This window comes from Enterococcus caccae ATCC BAA-1240, from assembly GCF_000407145.1.
In the GTDB taxonomy this organism is placed as follows: domain Bacteria; phylum Bacillota; class Bacilli; order Lactobacillales; family Enterococcaceae; genus Enterococcus_L; species Enterococcus_L caccae.
This window is the reverse complement of sequence record NZ_KE136473.1, coordinates 206,935-223,197: the sequence shown is the minus strand read 5'-3', so window position 1 is coordinate 223,197 and position 16,263 is coordinate 206,935. Positions and strand designations below refer to the sequence as shown.

The window sequence follows — 16,263 nt, the reverse complement described above, 5'->3', positions numbered from 1 at the left end:
TCATTCATTTAAGTTATTCATGACATCTCTTAATTCTTTTTCAGTGATGCGAAACATTTTCAAGCGTTTCGTTAATTGTTTACTGTTTGTATAACCAATGCGCAATTCATCGCCTAATTTTTCACGGCGTTCTTTTGCATGAGCTCCCGCTATTAAACCATATGCGATCAAAGTTTGTCTAGGGATTTCTTGATAGTCATCGGTCTCATTAATAGGTGTTACAATTTTTTCCAGCGCTTCTAAAATCGCTTCATCACTGGCATGTTCCACGCCTAAACTTGAGCCACGCTTTTTAGGTGCTGCAAGTTGCCGCGAGAGAAAGGCGTGCTTAGCATCAGGCACAACTTCCATGATTGTTTTACGAATCTTTTCACCTGAAAAATCGGGGTCAGTAAAAATGATGACACCTCGTGTTTCTTGCGCATGCTCGATTTGTTCTAAAATATCTTCATTGATCGCTGAACCGATTGTCTCGATCGTATCTGCATCAACAACTTCTTGAATCCGTCTGGTATCGTCTTTTCCTTCAACGACAATGATTTCTTCGATTCTCAACTTCTCTGTCATTCGGCTAACCTGAATAAACGATGCGCATTCGTTGTCGTTTGCTTTGCAATTTCTTCCAATGGAACTTCTCTTAATTCTGCGATTTTTTCTACTACATAACGAGTATAGCCTGGTTCGTTACGTTTGCCTCTATAAGGAACAGGCGCTAAATACGGTGCATCGGTCTCTACCAGTAAGCGATCTAACGGAACTGCTTTCGCTACTTCTTGTACTTCTAACGCCTTTTTAAACGTCACAACACCGCTTAAAGAAATATGCATGCCCATATCTAAAAATTTCGCCATCCACTCAGGATCACCGCTAAAACTATGCATAATACCACCAATATCACGAATATCTTCTTCTTTTAAAATCTTATACGTATCTTCCATCGCATCTCGTGTATGGATACTGATTGGCAGGTTCATTTCTTTGGCAATTGCGATTTGACGACGAAACACACGATCTTGTACCTCTTTTGGGTCTTCCATCCAGTAATAATCTAAACCAATTTCACCAAGTGCCACTACTTTTGGTGTTGTTAATAACTGCTGAAGTTTTTTCTCCACTTCCGACGTATAGCTTCCAGCTTCTGTTGGATGCCAGCCGATAATACTTTGGATTTCTTTATAGTGTTGGCTAAGCTCAAGAGACTTTTCGATTGTCGGTGTATCAAAACCAACTACTGCCATCTCCGTTACACCTAACTCTTTTGCACGCTCAATAGTTTCTGGAATATCTCCATTGAATTGTTCTGCGTTTAAATGGGTATGAGAATCAAAAATCAAGTAAACCCCTCCTCTGTCTTCTATACTTTATCACATTTTAACCAAAAGCTGAATGGACAGCATCGATAAATTATCAGCTTCTTATAATTGCTTTATTAAAAAAAATAGCTTATACTATTCGGTCACGGCAATTTATGTCAGGAGGAACCAATATGTCAAACGATCGCACACAAGAAACTCGTCATCTACATCAGGTTTACGAAGAATTAACTCAAGCAAAAGATACCTATCAAACCGCTATCGATGAAGTCAACACCACAGGAAAGTCAGTGCTAGAGCAGTTTGGCGGTGATACAAAGCTAAATTTTGATAGTTACTCAGATAACTTAGAAACCTTTGCCATGATGGAAATGAAAAATAGGGAAATCGACCAATTAAACATCCAAAACGCAACTGCTGCTAAGCAACTGGAAAAAGTTGAACGGTTACTGAAAGTTCCTTATTTTGGGAAAATCGATGTGACATTTTTAGATGACGATTCTGATCGGGATGTTTTTTATATCGGGATGAATGATTTTACCAATCTGGAAGGTGAATCACGGATCTACGATTGGCGTTCACCAATTGCTTCCCTTTTTTATAATAATGTTTTAGGCGACAGCAGTTATCTTGTCAATAAGACAGAGATTCCTGTTACGTTAAATCTAAAAAGGCAATTGATTATTGAGGAAGATCGTTTGATTAATTTCTTTGATACTAGCCTTGCGATCCAAGATGATATTTTACTCCATTCACTAGAAGCGGATTCTTCTCAATACATGAAAGATATCACAACAACGATCCAACAAGAACAAAATGAGATCATCCGAGATGAACGTCATCCTTTGCTTTTAGTCAACGGAATAGCAGGGAGCGGGAAAACATCAGCGATCATGCAGCGAATTGCTTATTTACTGTATAATCATCGAACCAAGATTACTGCTGATGATATTTTACTGCTTTCTCCTAACTCTACCTTTATTGATTATATTTCTCAGGTATTACCGAATTTAGGTGAACGAAATCCACTGAATTTAACTTTATTACAGTTTCTTAAATTTACCTTTCGTGAAAAAGCACCGATCGAAAGTGAATCAGCTTATTTCAAACGAATTACCGCGGAGCGCGTCAATGCCCAGCAAAGAGTGATTCAATCACAAAAATTTGTTGATTTTATTCACTCTTTCGAAGATGCTTCCCTAATTCAACAATCATTATTCAAACCGATTTTATTCAAACGTAAACCGATCTTTTCGGCTGAACTGATTTTTAATTTATACCAAGAAACACCAACGAGTTTGTCAATCAGAGACCGATTATCTGCAACAAAAGAAAAACTATCCAGTTTATGGAATCGTTATTTGATCAAACAATCCAAATCCAAGCAAATGATCGATCAAATGCAAGACTTGACTGAAGCCGAGCAGTTACGCTACTTTGACACAACATTTGCTGAGGAAGATGACGAACAATTAGCAGAGTTTGCCCTTCAACGATTGCAACAAAAATACCGCAAAGTAGTGGATGCAATCACTGATTTTACTTGGTTCGATCAATGGTTACTTTTTGAAGCATTGTATCAGAATCATCAGCAAGATTCCTATGAAAGAGTAACTGCAGCCTATACTGCTGATGAAGTTGTGATGTTGTTACTGATCAAGGATACATTTATTGAAGATTTGTCCAATCGGCAAATGGCGTTTATTTTGGTGGATGAAGTCCAAGACTATACAGAGGCTCAAATTCTTTTACTGCTTAAATTATTTCCGCAAGCAAACTTCACTTTAGCGGGAGATGAAAATCAGGCAATTTTTAATACATCAATCAGTTTTATAGGACTAAAAGACCTATTATCTGCTTCTAGCCGTTCTGTTACTTCATATCAATTATTGAATAGTTACCGCTCAAGTAAAGAAATCACTCAACTATTTCAAACGTTAGTGACCAATCATGAAAAGCTAAACATTGTATCCATCCGAAAAGATGGTGAGAAGCCGATGTTTATTTCTTGTGAAAATCAAGAAGCATATTTAAAAACACTTTCTTCACTTTTAGATTCATTATCATCTGAAGAAGCGACAGTAATCATTACGAAAACTGAAATGGAAGCAGAAGAATTAGAACAACAACTGACTACCAAACAGAACACGATCAAGGCTCAAATTCTTTCGATCGATATGGCCAAAGGTCTTGAGTTTGACAATGTGATTATTCATGACCCTTCGACATTACGCTATGGAACAACAGAACGAGAGAAGAAGATTCTTTATACAGCGATTTCTCGCGGAATGAAACAGGTCTTTTTACCTTATATTGGGGAGCTTTCTAATCTGCTTAAGGCTAAATAGTTATTGAAGATTATCCAATTTTGAAGCAACAGCATTCAAAAAAACGACTTTAGCCCGATGTTTTTCTCCCTTTTCAGCAGTAAACTTAACTTCAGTCTGATTTTCAATTTGATAGGAGTGAATGCTGTTTGAAAAATTTCTTTGAAGAATCTGGCTTTCTAAAAACAACGATCCAAAAGAACGTAACGATTGAACGAAAACCTCAAGTCAATACGATCTGGCACTGGGTACTACTGGTTCTTTTCGGTTTGTTAGCCTATGGCTCAATGACACAACAGCTTCTTCTGATAGTCGTTTTCGTTATTATTGCAGCAATTGTTAAAGGTCCCTTAATGCTTTTATGGGGTGCTGTATATTCCGCCTTGATTGCCTTTTTTCCGCCGCTTGGACTCTTATTGTCTCTTGTGTTTTTCTTGATGAACCTTGGAACTATCGCAAAAAGTTGGCGGATTTCCATAACTAGTGCTTATTTTTATTTGGTTCCTCTAATTGGCAGTATTCTTAGAGCTATCCTAAAAAATGAGCCCAGTTATGCCGTGTTGATTTTTGTTTCCGTCAGTATCTTAGGCCTGCATTTTTTACTTAATTGGTTATATAAAAATAATAGTTTGAGCCGTACCTTGACTTGGTCAATCATTAGCGTGCCTTATGCACTATTAATCATGCTCTTACCAACTCGTTTTCATAGAGTTAAATCAAATAGAAAACTGAAATTCTAGTCAGTTTCGAGGTTGGGACGGAAGTATTTAACTCCGAGAAATAAGGGGGAATTCACGAAAGTTGTCCTTCAGATTTTTATGAATTCTAGCCTATTTCCGAAAGAGTTGCTTCGGTTCCCACCGGTTATTCAGGTTTCTTGTGGCTGGGATGTGACTCGTAGAGTTATGTCCCAGCCATGTTTTTTTATTATCTTCCACATGACATAAGTCCTATTTCAAATGACAATACTTCATATCTTTCTTATGAAAGACCTTCTATAATGAAAACGTAAACAAAATTACTGAAAGGAGTATTCTCATGAATAAAAGAACTGTAGCAATAGCTGGAACCTTTGACTCAAAATCTGAAGAATTCTTGTTTATCAAAGAACAAATTGAAAAAACAGGTCTAAACACTTTTTTGATCCACACCGGTATTTTCACCCCTGCTTTTGAACCAGACGTCACGAATCACCAAATCGCTGAAGTAGTAGGTGCTGATATAACAGAAATAGCTGTTAATAGAGATCGTGCTCAAGGAACGAATGCAATTGCCAAAGGTTTAGAAATTTTACTGCCTCAACTATATAGTGAAGGAAAATTTGATGGCATTATTTCTGCTGGTGGTTCTGGCGGAACTTCAATGGTCACACCAAGTATGCGAGCACTACCAATAGGAGTTCCTAAGCTGATGATTTCCACGGTTGCTGCTGGAGATGTCAGTGGTTATGTAGGATCAAGTGATATCTTCATGTATCCATCGATCGTTGATGTTGCTGGCATCAACTCGATTTCTAAGAAAATTTTTACCAATGCTGCGAATGCGATCAGCGGAATGGTTGCGAATTTAAGTATTGAACAAACAGAAGAGAAAAAAGTTATTGCGGCAAGTATGTTTGGTGTAACTACCCCAAGCGTGGAAGTCAGTAGACGTTTGTTAGAAGAGGACGGATATGAGGTACTTGTTTTCCACGCTACAGGTGCTGGCGGAAAATCAATGGAAAAATTAATCACAGATGGCCATATCGCAGGTGTGCTAGATCTTACCACTACTGAATGGTGTGATGAATTATTTGGCGGAAACATGCCTGGTGGAAAGCATCGTTTAGAAGCGGCGGCGATAACTGGAATTCCTCAAGTTGTTTCTCTAGGCGCACTTGATATGGTAAACTTTGGTGCAGTAGAAACAGTGCCAAAAAAATACCAAGATCGAACGTTTTACCAACACAATCCTATGGTAACCCTGATGCGGACTACAGCCGAAGAAAATCAACAACTGGGTGAAACGATCGCTGAAAAATTAAATCAAGTAACGAGTAAAACCATTTTGATGCTACCTTTAAAAGGCTTATCTAGTTTAGATAATAAAAACCATGAATTTTATGCACCGCAAATCGACCAAGTTCTATTTGATACTGTAACAGCGAATATCAGCAATCCTTTAGTTGAGATCATTTCACTAGATTACAATATCAATGATCCGCAATTTGCCACAGTGGCTGCTGAAAAATTAGCTCAATTAATGAATGAACATACTGACGATATCTAGTTTCGTGGGCTAGCTCTTCGGGAAAAAGATAAATTATGCTTGAGATAAAAAGCGTCTCATTCATAATTTCCTATTTTCCTGTCAGAGCAAAACGAGCCCGCTACGCTTTTAACAGTATCTAGCTTCAAGAGCTAGTCTCTCGAGAAAAAGGTAAAAACTAAATGAAACAAAAAACGTCTCAGTTATTTTTTCCTATTTGCTAGTCGAGACTAAACGAGCTCTTTCAGCTTTTAAATTTAGGAGGAATGAATTCATGAAAAAAACAAGAACAGAAATTTTGGCTGACTTTCGTCAACAAATCGCAGATGGAAATATTTTATTAGGTGTGGGAGCAGGAACTGGTATCACCGCCAAAAGTTCTGAAGCCGGTGGAACAGATATGCTGATTATTTACAATTCAGGACGTTACAGAATGGCTGGGCGTGGCTCTTTGGCAGGATTGCTGTCTTATGGTGATGCAAACCAAATCGTTGTGGAAATGGGTGCTGAAGTACTACCTGTTGTAAAAAACACGCCCGTTTTAGCAGGTGTGTGCGGCACAGATCCGTTTCGTGTCATGGATGTCTTTTTAAAGCAACTAAAAGACCAAGGGTTTGCGGGCGTTCAAAATTTCCCCACTGTTGGACTAATCGATGGTGTCTTTAGACAAAATTTAGAAGAAACAGGTATGGGATATGATCTAGAAGTTGAAATGATCGCTAAAGCTCATGAGTTAGATCTTTTAACCACACCTTATGTGTTTGATCCTGAACAAGCTAAAAAAATGGCGCAAGCTGGTGCGGACATGATCGTCGCACATATGGGTCTCACAACCAAAGGAAGTATTGGTGCACAAACGGCTTTAACATTAGAAGAATCTGCTAAACGTGTTCAAGCAATTGCGGATGCAGCTAAAGAAATCAATCCAGAAATCTTAGTCATTTGCCACGGCGGACCAATTGCAGAGCCAGAAGACGCTCAATACATCATCAAACATACAACAGGTGTTCATGGCTTTTTCGGTGCTTCAAGTATTGAACGATTTGCTGCTGAAAAAGGCATCAAAGAACAAACCCAAGCCTTTAAACAAATTCAATGAATTTGATTCTGTCGTTTTAGAGTATAGAGCAACTTTTGTTCTATACTCTATTCTTTTATAATGGTTTGCGTTTATAATAAAGAAAAAACCTATAGAAAGGACTGCTTATAGTGGAACAAAAACAAATGACCCAACTTAAAAGAAGCGTTCGCACTGATAAGCGAGTCATCGGTGTCGCAGCTGGTTCTGGGTTAGCAGCCAAAGCTGCAGAAAGTGGCGGAGCTGACTTTATTTTGGCTCTGAATTCAGGAAAGTTTCGGCAAATGGGGGTTAGCTCGTTAGCGGGTTGGTTGCCATTTTCTAATGCAAATGAAATCGTAATGGATTACGGTAGAAGAGAGATTCTACCTCGAGTAAACAACATTCCTGTCTTCTTTGGTTTTAACGGAACCGACCCTACAATCGACAAAAAAAAATGCTTGTTGTCAATAAAGGCCAACGGTTTTGCTGGAATCAATAACTTTCCAACTGTAGGTATGTTCGATGGTCAATTTAGAGAGTGGTTAGACGAAAATGGTCTAAACTACGACCAAGAAGTTGAATCCATCAAACTTGCACATGATTTAGGCTTACTGACGATTGCCTTTGTCTTCGATCAAACTCAAACAAAGCAAATGTTAGCTGCAGGTGCTGATATTATCTGTGTTCATTTAGGCTTGACTAGTGGTGGAACGGTTGGTGCAAAAAAGATTCTCTCTTTAGAAGCTGGGAAAAAAATCGCCAAAGAGTTATTTGATATCTGTGAAAAAGTGAATCCAAACGTCATTCGCATGATTTACGGTGGACCTGTGGACAGTCCGCTAGATGCAGATTATATGTTTAAGCAAACCTCTGCCCAAGGGTATATCGGCGGTTCTTCATTTGAACGCACCCCTGTTGAAGACAGCATCGGACAAATCACCAACGAATTTAAGACTGCTGGTATACTTGAATCAGATAAAAAGCTTTATCAGCTGCTGGAGGAACTAGAACAACATTACGATTATGTAGATTTCACCCAAAAATATATTGCTGATCACTATATGGATGAAATTAAGTTAACGGAACTTGCAGATATCATGCACATTAGCCGTCAATATCTAGGTACTTTATTTAAAGAAAAAATGGGCCTTACTTTTTCTGATTATTTAACAAGCTATCGATTGAATCAGGCTATCACTATTTTAGAAAATAAGAATGTTTCTATTAGCGAACTAGCCCAAATGGTTGGATACACAGATGCGTCCTATTTTAGCCGTGCCTTTAAAAAATATACTGGATTTCCACCAAATGCTTTTCGCTCATCTAAAAAGAAATAAGAATCGATTTTCTTTTTCTAGTATTTCTTCAATTTTTTTAAGATTCATCATAAATGAGTAGATAAACAAATGAGGTCTGAAGCAATCCTCTCTTTGATTACTTCAAACCTCATTTATTATTTTAAGCTTAAACAGTTCCAGCTTTCAATGCTTTATCTAAGGCATCATTTAGCTTTTTCATTTGCTCTTCGTTGAAAATCTCTTTAGCGCCTTCACGTGCTTCTTTTGCAGTTTCTTCTGTTACAGCACTTGGATTTGCTTCTATGCGTTTGATCATTTCATCTAATTGCTCATCCATTAGTTTTTGAATCTCAGGATCATCTTTTAAATCACTGTAATCCATTGAGTCATCATTTAGAGCTGAATCATCTGTTCCAGTTCCAGTAATATTTGATAAAATATTTTCTAACTCATCTTGACTGATGACTTCTTTTTTACTAGGCATCTTGATTTTCCCACTATTTTTTTGTGGTTTAACAGCCATCGTCATCACAATGCTCATTTTAGCGTCCTTTTTATCTGTTGCCGCTAATGACATATCCATATCAAGTGCTTTTGTTTTTTGATTGATACTGATCTTAACATCCATTTTATCCAAATCATTTTTTAAAGACTTGATTGCATCTTTCATTTCTTTAGCATCGCCCGATTTTTTGTAGTCTTTATCTTCTTTGGCAACTTCATCGATTTTTTCTAGCATTTGGATAATTTCTTTTTTAGTAAATGTGTGTGTTACGACATCTTTATCTTTTGTAAATGATTTTTTATCGAAGCTTTCAATCAGCTTCTTCATTTCTCGTCCCATTTTAGAATCCTCAGTGTTTGTAAAGGTTCTCTTCTTCAAGGAATTGGTTTTTTTGTCTAATTCACCTGAAGTAAGTGTATCACCTGCTTCAGCAAGATCAATATATTTTCCTTTTAATTTGTTCAAATCACTTTTGCTTAATTCAATTGGATAATCAAATGAATTCGCTAAATCCAACATACCTGAAACAAAACTAGTAGACATGAAATATTTGTCTTTATCACCAACAAATTGGAATGGCAATTTTTCGCCAAATAGATTAGCTGTGACTTCCATTTCCATCGCATCTGTCTTATCATCAATCGCATATTTTCCGTCAATACTCATATCTTTTAATTGACTAGCAAACATTTTTACATATGCGCCACCCTCATCACCATCATACGCCAAATCTTTGATCTTCATCTCAAAACTTGCCGCATTATACTCTTCCCCTTTAGAACTGAATAACGCATTGCTAAATTCTTTTCTTGGGTCTGAGCCACAAGCTGCTAATAAAAAAATGGCAACCCCTGTCATAATCCCCAACATGTACTTCTTCATCTTCATTAAACATTCTCCTTGTTTAGTACTCAATTTTTTTGTTCCATTATAATGATACAATAAAATAGATTTTTTTGACATGGATTTCAACTCTTTTTTTCAAATTATCAAAATTTATATAAAAAAATAACCAGTAATTTTATCTATTTTGAATCTAGACAAATCATCTGGTCATTTTTATTTATATATGTGGTTTCTTCATCTATGCAATGCTTGCGCCATTCGGCATTTCTTTTGGTGCATCAATGATTTGTAATTTGCCATCCGGTGATTCAGCAGAAAGAATCATTCCTTGGCTGATCTGACCACGCATTTTTCTTGGTTTCAAGTTTGCTACAATCACAACTTTTTTACCAATTAAAGCACTTGGATCTGGATAGAATTCAGCCACGCCTGATAGAATCTGACGATCTTGCTCATCTCCTGCATCTAAACGGAATTGTAGTAACTTATCAGCACCTTTGACTTTTTTACAATCAATAACTTCGGCTACTTTTAGCTCTACTTTATCAAAATCTTCGTATTTGATTTCTTTTTCTTTTGTAGAAATAAGTTCTGTTTCTTCTGGGTCCCATTTGATTTCTTCCGTTGTTGTTTGCGCGTTTTGAGACATTTTCTTTTGAATATAAAGTACTTCTGTATCGATCTCTAAACGTGGGAAAATCGGTGTTCCCTTCGCAACAACTTTGACTTCGGTTGGAAATTCACCAAAATGGATCTCTTCCATATTCATCGTATCAGGATCTAAACCTAATTGTTCAAAGATTTTTGTCGGTGTCTCAGTCATCACAGGTTGTAACAGAATCGCTACAATACGCAAACTTTCAGCTAAATGGACCATAACACTATCCAATTCATTTTTCTTCTCTTCATCTTTGGCTAAAACCCAAGGTTGTGTTTCATCGATATATTTATTCGCGCGAGAAATCAACGTCCAAACTTCGGCAATTGCCGTATTGAATTCCATTTTTTCCATTGCTTCATGGTATTTTCCAATCACATTTGCAGCAGTAGTGGATAATTCGCTGTCAAACGGCGTAACTTTTGAAGCGTATGTGGGAACATGTCCCTCACAATATTTGTTGATCATCGCAATCGTACGGTTTAGTAAGTTTCCTAAATCATTCGCCAAATCGTAATTTAAACGAGAAACGAAATCTTCTGGCGTAAAGACGCCATCACTTCCAAACGGAATCGCACGCAATAAATAATAACGCAGCGCATCTAAGCCATAGCGATCCACTAATATTTCTGGGTAAACCACATTGCCTTTAGATTTAGACATTTTACCGTCTTTCATCAACAACCAACCATGGCCAAAAATTTTCTTAGGTAACGGTAAGTCTAAAGCCATCAACATAATTGGCCAATAAATCGTATGGAAACGAACGATTTCTTTTCCGACCATATGAACATCTGCTGGCCAGTATTTTTTAAATAGGCTGTCATCTTCTGATCCATAACCTAAAGCGGTAATATAGTTAGATAACGCATCGATCCAAACGTAAACCACATGTTTCGGATCATTCGATAATGGAATTCCCCATGAGAATGTCGTACGTGACACGGCCAAATCTTCTAAACCTGGTTTGATGAAATTGTTGATCATTTCATTTTTACGTGATTCAGGTTGAATAAATTCTGGGTGTTCATTGTAGTATGCTAATAAACGATCCGCATATTTACTCATACGGAAGAAATACGATTCTTCTTTGACTAATTCTACTTCGTGACCGCTTGGTGCTTTACCACCGATCACTTTACCTTCTTCATCACGATAGACTTCTGCTAATTGTGTTTCTGTAAAGTATTCTTCGTCTGAGACAGAATACCAACCTTCGTATTCGCCAAGGTAGATATCTCCTTGTTCTAATAAGCGATCAAAGATTTGCTGAACGGCTTTTTTATGGTAATCGTCCGTTGTACGGATGAATTTATCATAGCTGATATCCAGTGTTTTCCATAATTTTTGGACATCTGCTGCCATTTTGTCCACATATTCTTTAGGGGTAACGCCTAATTCTGAGGCTTTATTTTCAATCTTTTGTCCATGTTCATCCACACCTGTTAAGTAAAATACGTCAAAGCCCATCAAACGTTTGTAACGGGCCATCGCATCACAAGCAATCGTTGTATAAGAATTGCCGATATGTAGTTGTCCGCTTGGATAATAAATCGGGGTGGTGATATAAAATGTTTCTTTTTCTGACATGTAGAAACATCCTCCTTCTAGCATTCTCTTGAATTTACTCCTAAATAGTATACCACACTTGGCTTTATTGAACTAGAAATCCTGATATTTTCTCAAGATAAAAAAGAGGTTGAGCCAAAAGTCGCTTTGGTTCGAGCAATTGGAGTAAAAAACGAACAATACGCTTTTCGTATTGCTCGTTTTTTACGAAATTGCCGAAGGGCCTGACTTTTGGCCACCGTTTATTACGTTTTAGTTTTGTCTTGCAATCTGTTAGCTTTTTCTATGTTTACCCTCTAATAACACCATCTTGAACAGCTGTTTCAGCGACTTCACGTATGATGACATCCACTAATTCTTGATTAAAAGGAGAGGGAATAATGTATTCACTCGTAAGTTCTGATTCTGGAATAATTTCCGCAATGGCTTTTGCTGCAGCCAATTTCATGTTTTCAGTAATTTTTGTTGCCCCCGCGACAAAGGCACCTTTAAACAATCCTGGAAAAGCCAGAACATTATTGATTTGATTTGGATGATCCGAACGACCTGTTCCTACAACTGCCGCACCAGCATCGATTGCATCTTGATAATCGATTTCTGATTCAGGATTAGCCATTGGAAAGACAATAGCACCTGCATTCATTGATGCGACCATTTCTTTTGATACCAATTTAGGTGCAGAAACACCGATAAACACATCCGCTCCAACCATGGCTTCTCCTAAAGTTCCATTAAAGTTTTCAGGATTCGTGATTTCAACAATTTCTTTCTCTAAAAAATTCATCGATCTATCCATTGTTTTGGATAATGCACCGTCAATATTGAACGCGATGATATTTTTTACGCCAAAATGATGCAACATTTTTATGATTGCACTACCTGCTGCACCTGTTCCTGATACAACCACTTTGATATCATCGACTTTTTTATCCACAATTTTCAACGCATTGATCAACGCTGCAATCGTAACGATTGCTGTTCCATGCTGATCATCATGAAAGACGGGAATATCCAGCTCTTCCATTAATATACGCTCAATTTCTACACAACGTGGAGCAGAGATATCTTCTAAATTGATTCCGCCAAAGGTTGGAGCCATTGCTTTGATAATGGCAATGATTTCTTTAGGATCTTTCGTATCCAAACAAATGGGAATCGCATCGATTCCAGCAAATTCTTTAAACAGCAATGCTTTCCCTTCCATCACTGGCAATGCCGCTTTAGGACCAATATCACCTAAACCAAGGACAGCTGTGCCGTCGGTTACGACTGCTACAGTATTGCCTTTCCACGTATAATCGTACACTGAATTCGGATTTTCATGGATCTTTCTACACGGTTCAGCCACACCTGGTGTATAAGCTAATGATAGATCCTCTTTTGTTTTCACTTTGGCTTTTGAATGAATGTCGATCTTTCCTCGCCATTGTGCGTGTGCTTTCAGTGCTTCTTCATAGATATCTGCCATTTTTCTCTTTCCTTTCCAAGATCACTCCGTTTATTTGCCTAACATCTGCTCTGGTTTGACCCAGCTTTCGTATTCTGCTTCGGTTACTAGACCTGAAGTCAATGCTGCTTGTTTTAACGTTGTATTTTCTGCAAAAGCTTTTTTAGCGATTTTTGCCCCATTATCATACCCGATATGTGGATTTAAAGCTGTAACAAGCATCAGCGATTGTTCTACATATTGTTTCATTTTTTCCTGATCTGCCTTGATTCCAACCAAACAATTTTTATCAAAAGAACGCAATCCATCGGTTAATAATGCAATACTTTGGATCAAATTATACGCCATTACCGGCATGTAGACATTTAATTCAAAGTTTCCTTGTGAAGCGCCTATGCCAATCGTGGTATCATTTCCCATCACTTGTATGGCAATCATAGTCAAGGCTTCAGATTGTGTTGGATTGATTTTCCCAGGCATGATAGAACTCCCCGGCTCGTTGGCAGGAATCGTGATCTCACCTAAGCCGCTCCTTGGACCACTTGCCATCCAACGGATATCATTCGCCATTTTCATTGCATTGGCAGCTAACGCTTTTAAGGCACCAGAAGTAAAAACAAGTGCGTCTTTACTGGCTAAACCATGAAATTTATTGGGATCTTCTGAAAATTGATTGTTCGTTTCTTGGTTCAAGTGAGTAAAAAATGATTGAATATATTCTTTAGACGCATTCAGCCCAGTTCCTACAGCTGTGCCGCCAAGTGCCAATTGTTTAAGCTCACTCAGCGTTAACGCTAGCATCTGATAATTGTGCTCAAGCCCCGAACGCCAACCACTGATTTCTTGGGCAAACGTCACTGGGGTTGCATCTTGTAAATGGGTCCGTCCGATTTTAATGATGTTTTGATTTTCAGTTTCAAGTGTATGTAACGTTTCAAGCATTTGTTTCATTACAGGAAATAATTGTTGCTCGATCAACTGCACACCTGCTACATGTATCGCTGTTGGAAACACATCATTTGAACTTTGAGACATATTGACATGATCATTGGGATGAACGTTTACACCAGATTTAGCTGCTAAATGGGCAATCACTTCGTTAACATTCATATTGGTTTGCGTACCGCTACCAGTTTGCCATAAAGACAAAGGAAAATGCTCATCTACCTCGCCTTTAATGATCTGATCTGCGGCTTGTTGAATGGCTTGACTGATTACTGTGTCTAATTTTCCAGTTGCTTCATTCGCTTTGGCTGCATTCTTTTTTACTAATGCTAGTGCCCGAATCAGAGCAGCGGGCATTTTTTCTATCCCAATATTAAAATTTTGGCGACTACGCTCGGTTTGCGCTCCCCAAAGTGCCGTTTCAGGAACTTGAATTTCTCCCATAGAATCCTGTTCAATACGATAAGACATGCTTGTGATCCTCCCCTTTTTTCACACTTCACTATCACTATACTGTAAACCAATCATGATTTACAGTAAAATTTCTTTATTCAGGAAAAAGACAGAAAAAAATCAGCAATCCTTTCGATCACTGATTTCCACTTTTAATTTTTAACCTTACCTTCATTACTATGTTTATAGCCATACCCAAAATAAATTGCAAAACCTAAAACTAATGCTATTACAAAAGCCTTCCAAGTTGCCGCCTGTAATTGCAGCATTAAGGCAATACTCACAATGACTAATAAAATCGGGACAAACGGAACAAATGGAATTTTAAATTCCCCTGGCTTAGGATCGCCAGCTACTTTTCTTAAACGAATAATCCCGATCGCCATCACGATCAAATACATCAAGGTCACAATATTCGTCAGCTCAGCTAGTAACTCCATCGGAACTAACCCTGCAAAAATCATCGTGCAAATCCCTGCTACATACGTTGCATTTTTCGGTGTACGATTTTTTTCATCGATTTTACTCATAAACTTCGGCAATAAACCATCTTTACTGATTGCATAAATAATTCTTGCTAGACTGTACATCATAGAAATCGTCACAGTCAACAATGTTAAAATCGCCCCTACAGAAATCACGCCAGCCACACCGTCACGTTGGACAAAACGCATCGCAAAGGCTACTGGATCTTTCACACCAAGGGCATCAAACGGAACGATTCCTGTCAAAACTAAAGTTACGATTACATACAAAACGGTTGCAATAATGATTGAACCAATAATTCCTTTTGGGATATCTTTTTGCGGATTTTTGACTTCTTCTGCGGTCATACTCACTGCGTCAAATCCTAAAAATGCAAAGAAAACGACAGCTGCTCCACTCACGACTCCTGAAAATCCAAACGGCATAAACGGCTGCCAATTATCAGGTTTCACATAAAAAATACCAACCAGTAAGAACAACGCGATGATTCCAAATTTCACAAACACCATCATATTATTCAAACGCAACGCTGTTTTCGCTTCTAGTGATACCCAAAATGTAACAGCCAACAGAACCAACATTGCAATCAAATCAACATAGGTGCCATTCGCTGGATTGTATGCCCCGCTCAACGCTTTCGGTAAATCCACACCAAAGCTATTTAAAAAGCCATGAACATAACCAGACCAACCAGAAGCCACCGAAGAAACCGCCAGAAAGAACTCGCAAATCACTAACCAACCTGTCATCCAAGCAACCAATTCTCCAAAAACCACATACATATACGCATACGGACCGCCAATCGCTGGAATCCTTGAAGCGAACTCCGCATAACATAAACCTGCTAAAACAATGGCCCCTGCTGCAACTAAAAACGACAGAGACAGCGCAGGCCCTGCATATTGTTCAGCCGCAACGCCAGTCACAACAAAAATTCCTGTTCCAACAATCGCACCGATCCCAAGCATGATCAGGTCCATTGTTTTTAAATCCTTTTTCATTGCGCTTGGCTCACTTGAGACAGCCGTCAGCTCTTTTTTCCGAAACATCGACATTTCTTTTCCTCCAATAAATCAATCCGTTTTCTAATCTTAATAAGTGCAAATCTT

Annotated in this window: 12 protein-coding genes; 5 read left to right on the top strand and 7 right to left on the bottom strand. The window is 38.1% G+C overall.

Annotation, left to right across the window (positions count from 1 at the left end; genetic code table 11):
* Both rnmV and I580_RS06550 read right to left on the bottom strand, forming a co-directional pair.
* Positions 1-567, bottom strand: coding sequence for a ribonuclease M5 (rnmV, locus tag I580_RS06555; RefSeq protein WP_010771171.1), 567 nt, complete (start codon positions 565-567; stop codon positions 1-3).
* Complete coding sequence (locus tag I580_RS06550) at positions 564-1,334, bottom strand: TatD family hydrolase (protein ID WP_010771170.1); 771 nt, start codon at positions 1,332-1,334, stop codon at positions 564-566. Before I580_RS06550 ends, rnmV begins: the two co-directional genes overlap by 4 nt.
* A gap of 152 nt (positions 1,335-1,486) precedes the next feature.
* On the opposite strand from I580_RS06550, the gene I580_RS06545 reads away from it, so the two are divergent.
* From I580_RS06545 to I580_RS06525, 5 genes are all read left to right on the top strand, one after another.
* Positions 1,487-3,661, top strand: coding sequence for a HelD family protein (locus tag I580_RS06545; RefSeq protein ID WP_010771169.1), 2,175 nt, complete (start codon positions 1,487-1,489; stop codon positions 3,659-3,661).
* A gap of 128 nt (positions 3,662-3,789) precedes the next feature.
* Entirely contained in the window at positions 3,790-4,380 is a 591-nt protein-coding gene (locus I580_RS06540) for a hypothetical protein (RefSeq protein WP_010771168.1), read from the top strand.
* A gap of 298 nt (positions 4,381-4,678) precedes the next feature.
* Positions 4,679-5,908, top strand: coding sequence for a Tm-1-like ATP-binding domain-containing protein (locus I580_RS06535; RefSeq protein WP_010771167.1), 1,230 nt, complete (start codon positions 4,679-4,681; stop codon positions 5,906-5,908).
* A 253-nt stretch (positions 5,909-6,161) separates the two neighbouring features.
* On the top strand, positions 6,162-6,986 hold the full coding sequence (locus tag I580_RS06530) for a phosphoenolpyruvate hydrolase family protein (RefSeq protein ID WP_010771166.1): 825 nt from the start codon (positions 6,162-6,164) through the stop codon (positions 6,984-6,986).
* A 110-nt stretch (positions 6,987-7,096) separates the two neighbouring features.
* Entirely contained in the window at positions 7,097-8,284 is a 1,188-nt protein-coding gene (locus I580_RS06525) for a phosphoenolpyruvate hydrolase family protein (RefSeq protein ID WP_211214780.1), read from the top strand.
* Positions 8,285-8,411: 127 nt separating this feature from the next.
* On the opposite strand, the gene I580_RS06520 is transcribed toward I580_RS06525, so the two are convergent.
* The 5 genes from I580_RS06520 to I580_RS06500 form a co-directional block, all read right to left on the bottom strand.
* Positions 8,412-9,638, bottom strand: coding sequence for a cytochrome P450 family protein (locus I580_RS06520; protein WP_034860231.1), 1,227 nt, complete (start codon positions 9,636-9,638; stop codon positions 8,412-8,414).
* Between the two features lie 196 nt (positions 9,639-9,834).
* Positions 9,835-11,844: a methionine--tRNA ligase gene (gene metG, locus I580_RS06515; protein WP_010771163.1), complete on the bottom strand. Its 2,010-nt coding sequence runs from the start codon at positions 11,842-11,844 to the stop codon at positions 9,835-9,837.
* A 268-nt stretch (positions 11,845-12,112) separates the two neighbouring features.
* Entirely contained in the window at positions 12,113-13,291 is a 1,179-nt protein-coding gene (locus I580_RS06510; RefSeq protein ID WP_010771162.1) for an NAD(P)-dependent malic enzyme, read from the bottom strand.
* Between the two features lie 30 nt (positions 13,292-13,321).
* Positions 13,322-14,686 carry a class II fumarate hydratase gene (gene fumC, locus I580_RS06505; protein WP_010771161.1) on the bottom strand — a complete coding sequence of 455 codons (1,365 nt, stop codon included), beginning with the start codon at positions 14,684-14,686 and terminating at the stop codon, positions 13,322-13,324.
* Positions 14,687-14,820: 134 nt separating this feature from the next.
* Entirely contained in the window at positions 14,821-16,209 is a 1,389-nt protein-coding gene (locus tag I580_RS06500) for an amino acid permease (RefSeq protein WP_010771160.1), read from the bottom strand.
* Between the last annotated feature and the right edge of the window lie 54 nt (positions 16,210-16,263).

Coding starts and splice junctions, on each gene's coding strand:
- rnmV (WP_010771171.1), bottom strand. CDS start 567: ATGACAGAGAAGTTGAGAATCGAAGAAATCATTGTCGTTGAAGGAAAA.
- I580_RS06545 (WP_010771169.1), top strand. CDS start 1,487: ATGTCAAACGATCGCACACAAGAAACTCGTCATCTACATCAGGTTTAC.
- I580_RS06535 (WP_010771167.1), top strand. CDS start 4,679: ATGAATAAAAGAACTGTAGCAATAGCTGGAACCTTTGACTCAAAATCT.
- I580_RS06530 (WP_010771166.1), top strand. CDS start 6,162: ATGAAAAAAACAAGAACAGAAATTTTGGCTGACTTTCGTCAACAAATC.
- I580_RS06520 (WP_034860231.1), bottom strand. CDS start 9,638: ATGAAGATGAAGAAGTACATGTTGGGGATTATGACAGGGGTTGCCATT.
- metG (WP_010771163.1), bottom strand. CDS start 11,844: ATGTCAGAAAAAGAAACATTTTATATCACCACCCCGATTTATTATCCA.
- I580_RS06510 (WP_010771162.1), bottom strand. CDS start 13,291: ATGGCAGATATCTATGAAGAAGCACTGAAAGCACACGCACAATGGCGA.
- fumC (WP_010771161.1), bottom strand. CDS start 14,686: ATGTCTTATCGTATTGAACAGGATTCTATGGGAGAAATTCAAGTTCCT.
- I580_RS06500 (WP_010771160.1), bottom strand. CDS start 16,209: ATGTCGATGTTTCGGAAAAAAGAGCTGACGGCTGTCTCAAGTGAGCCA.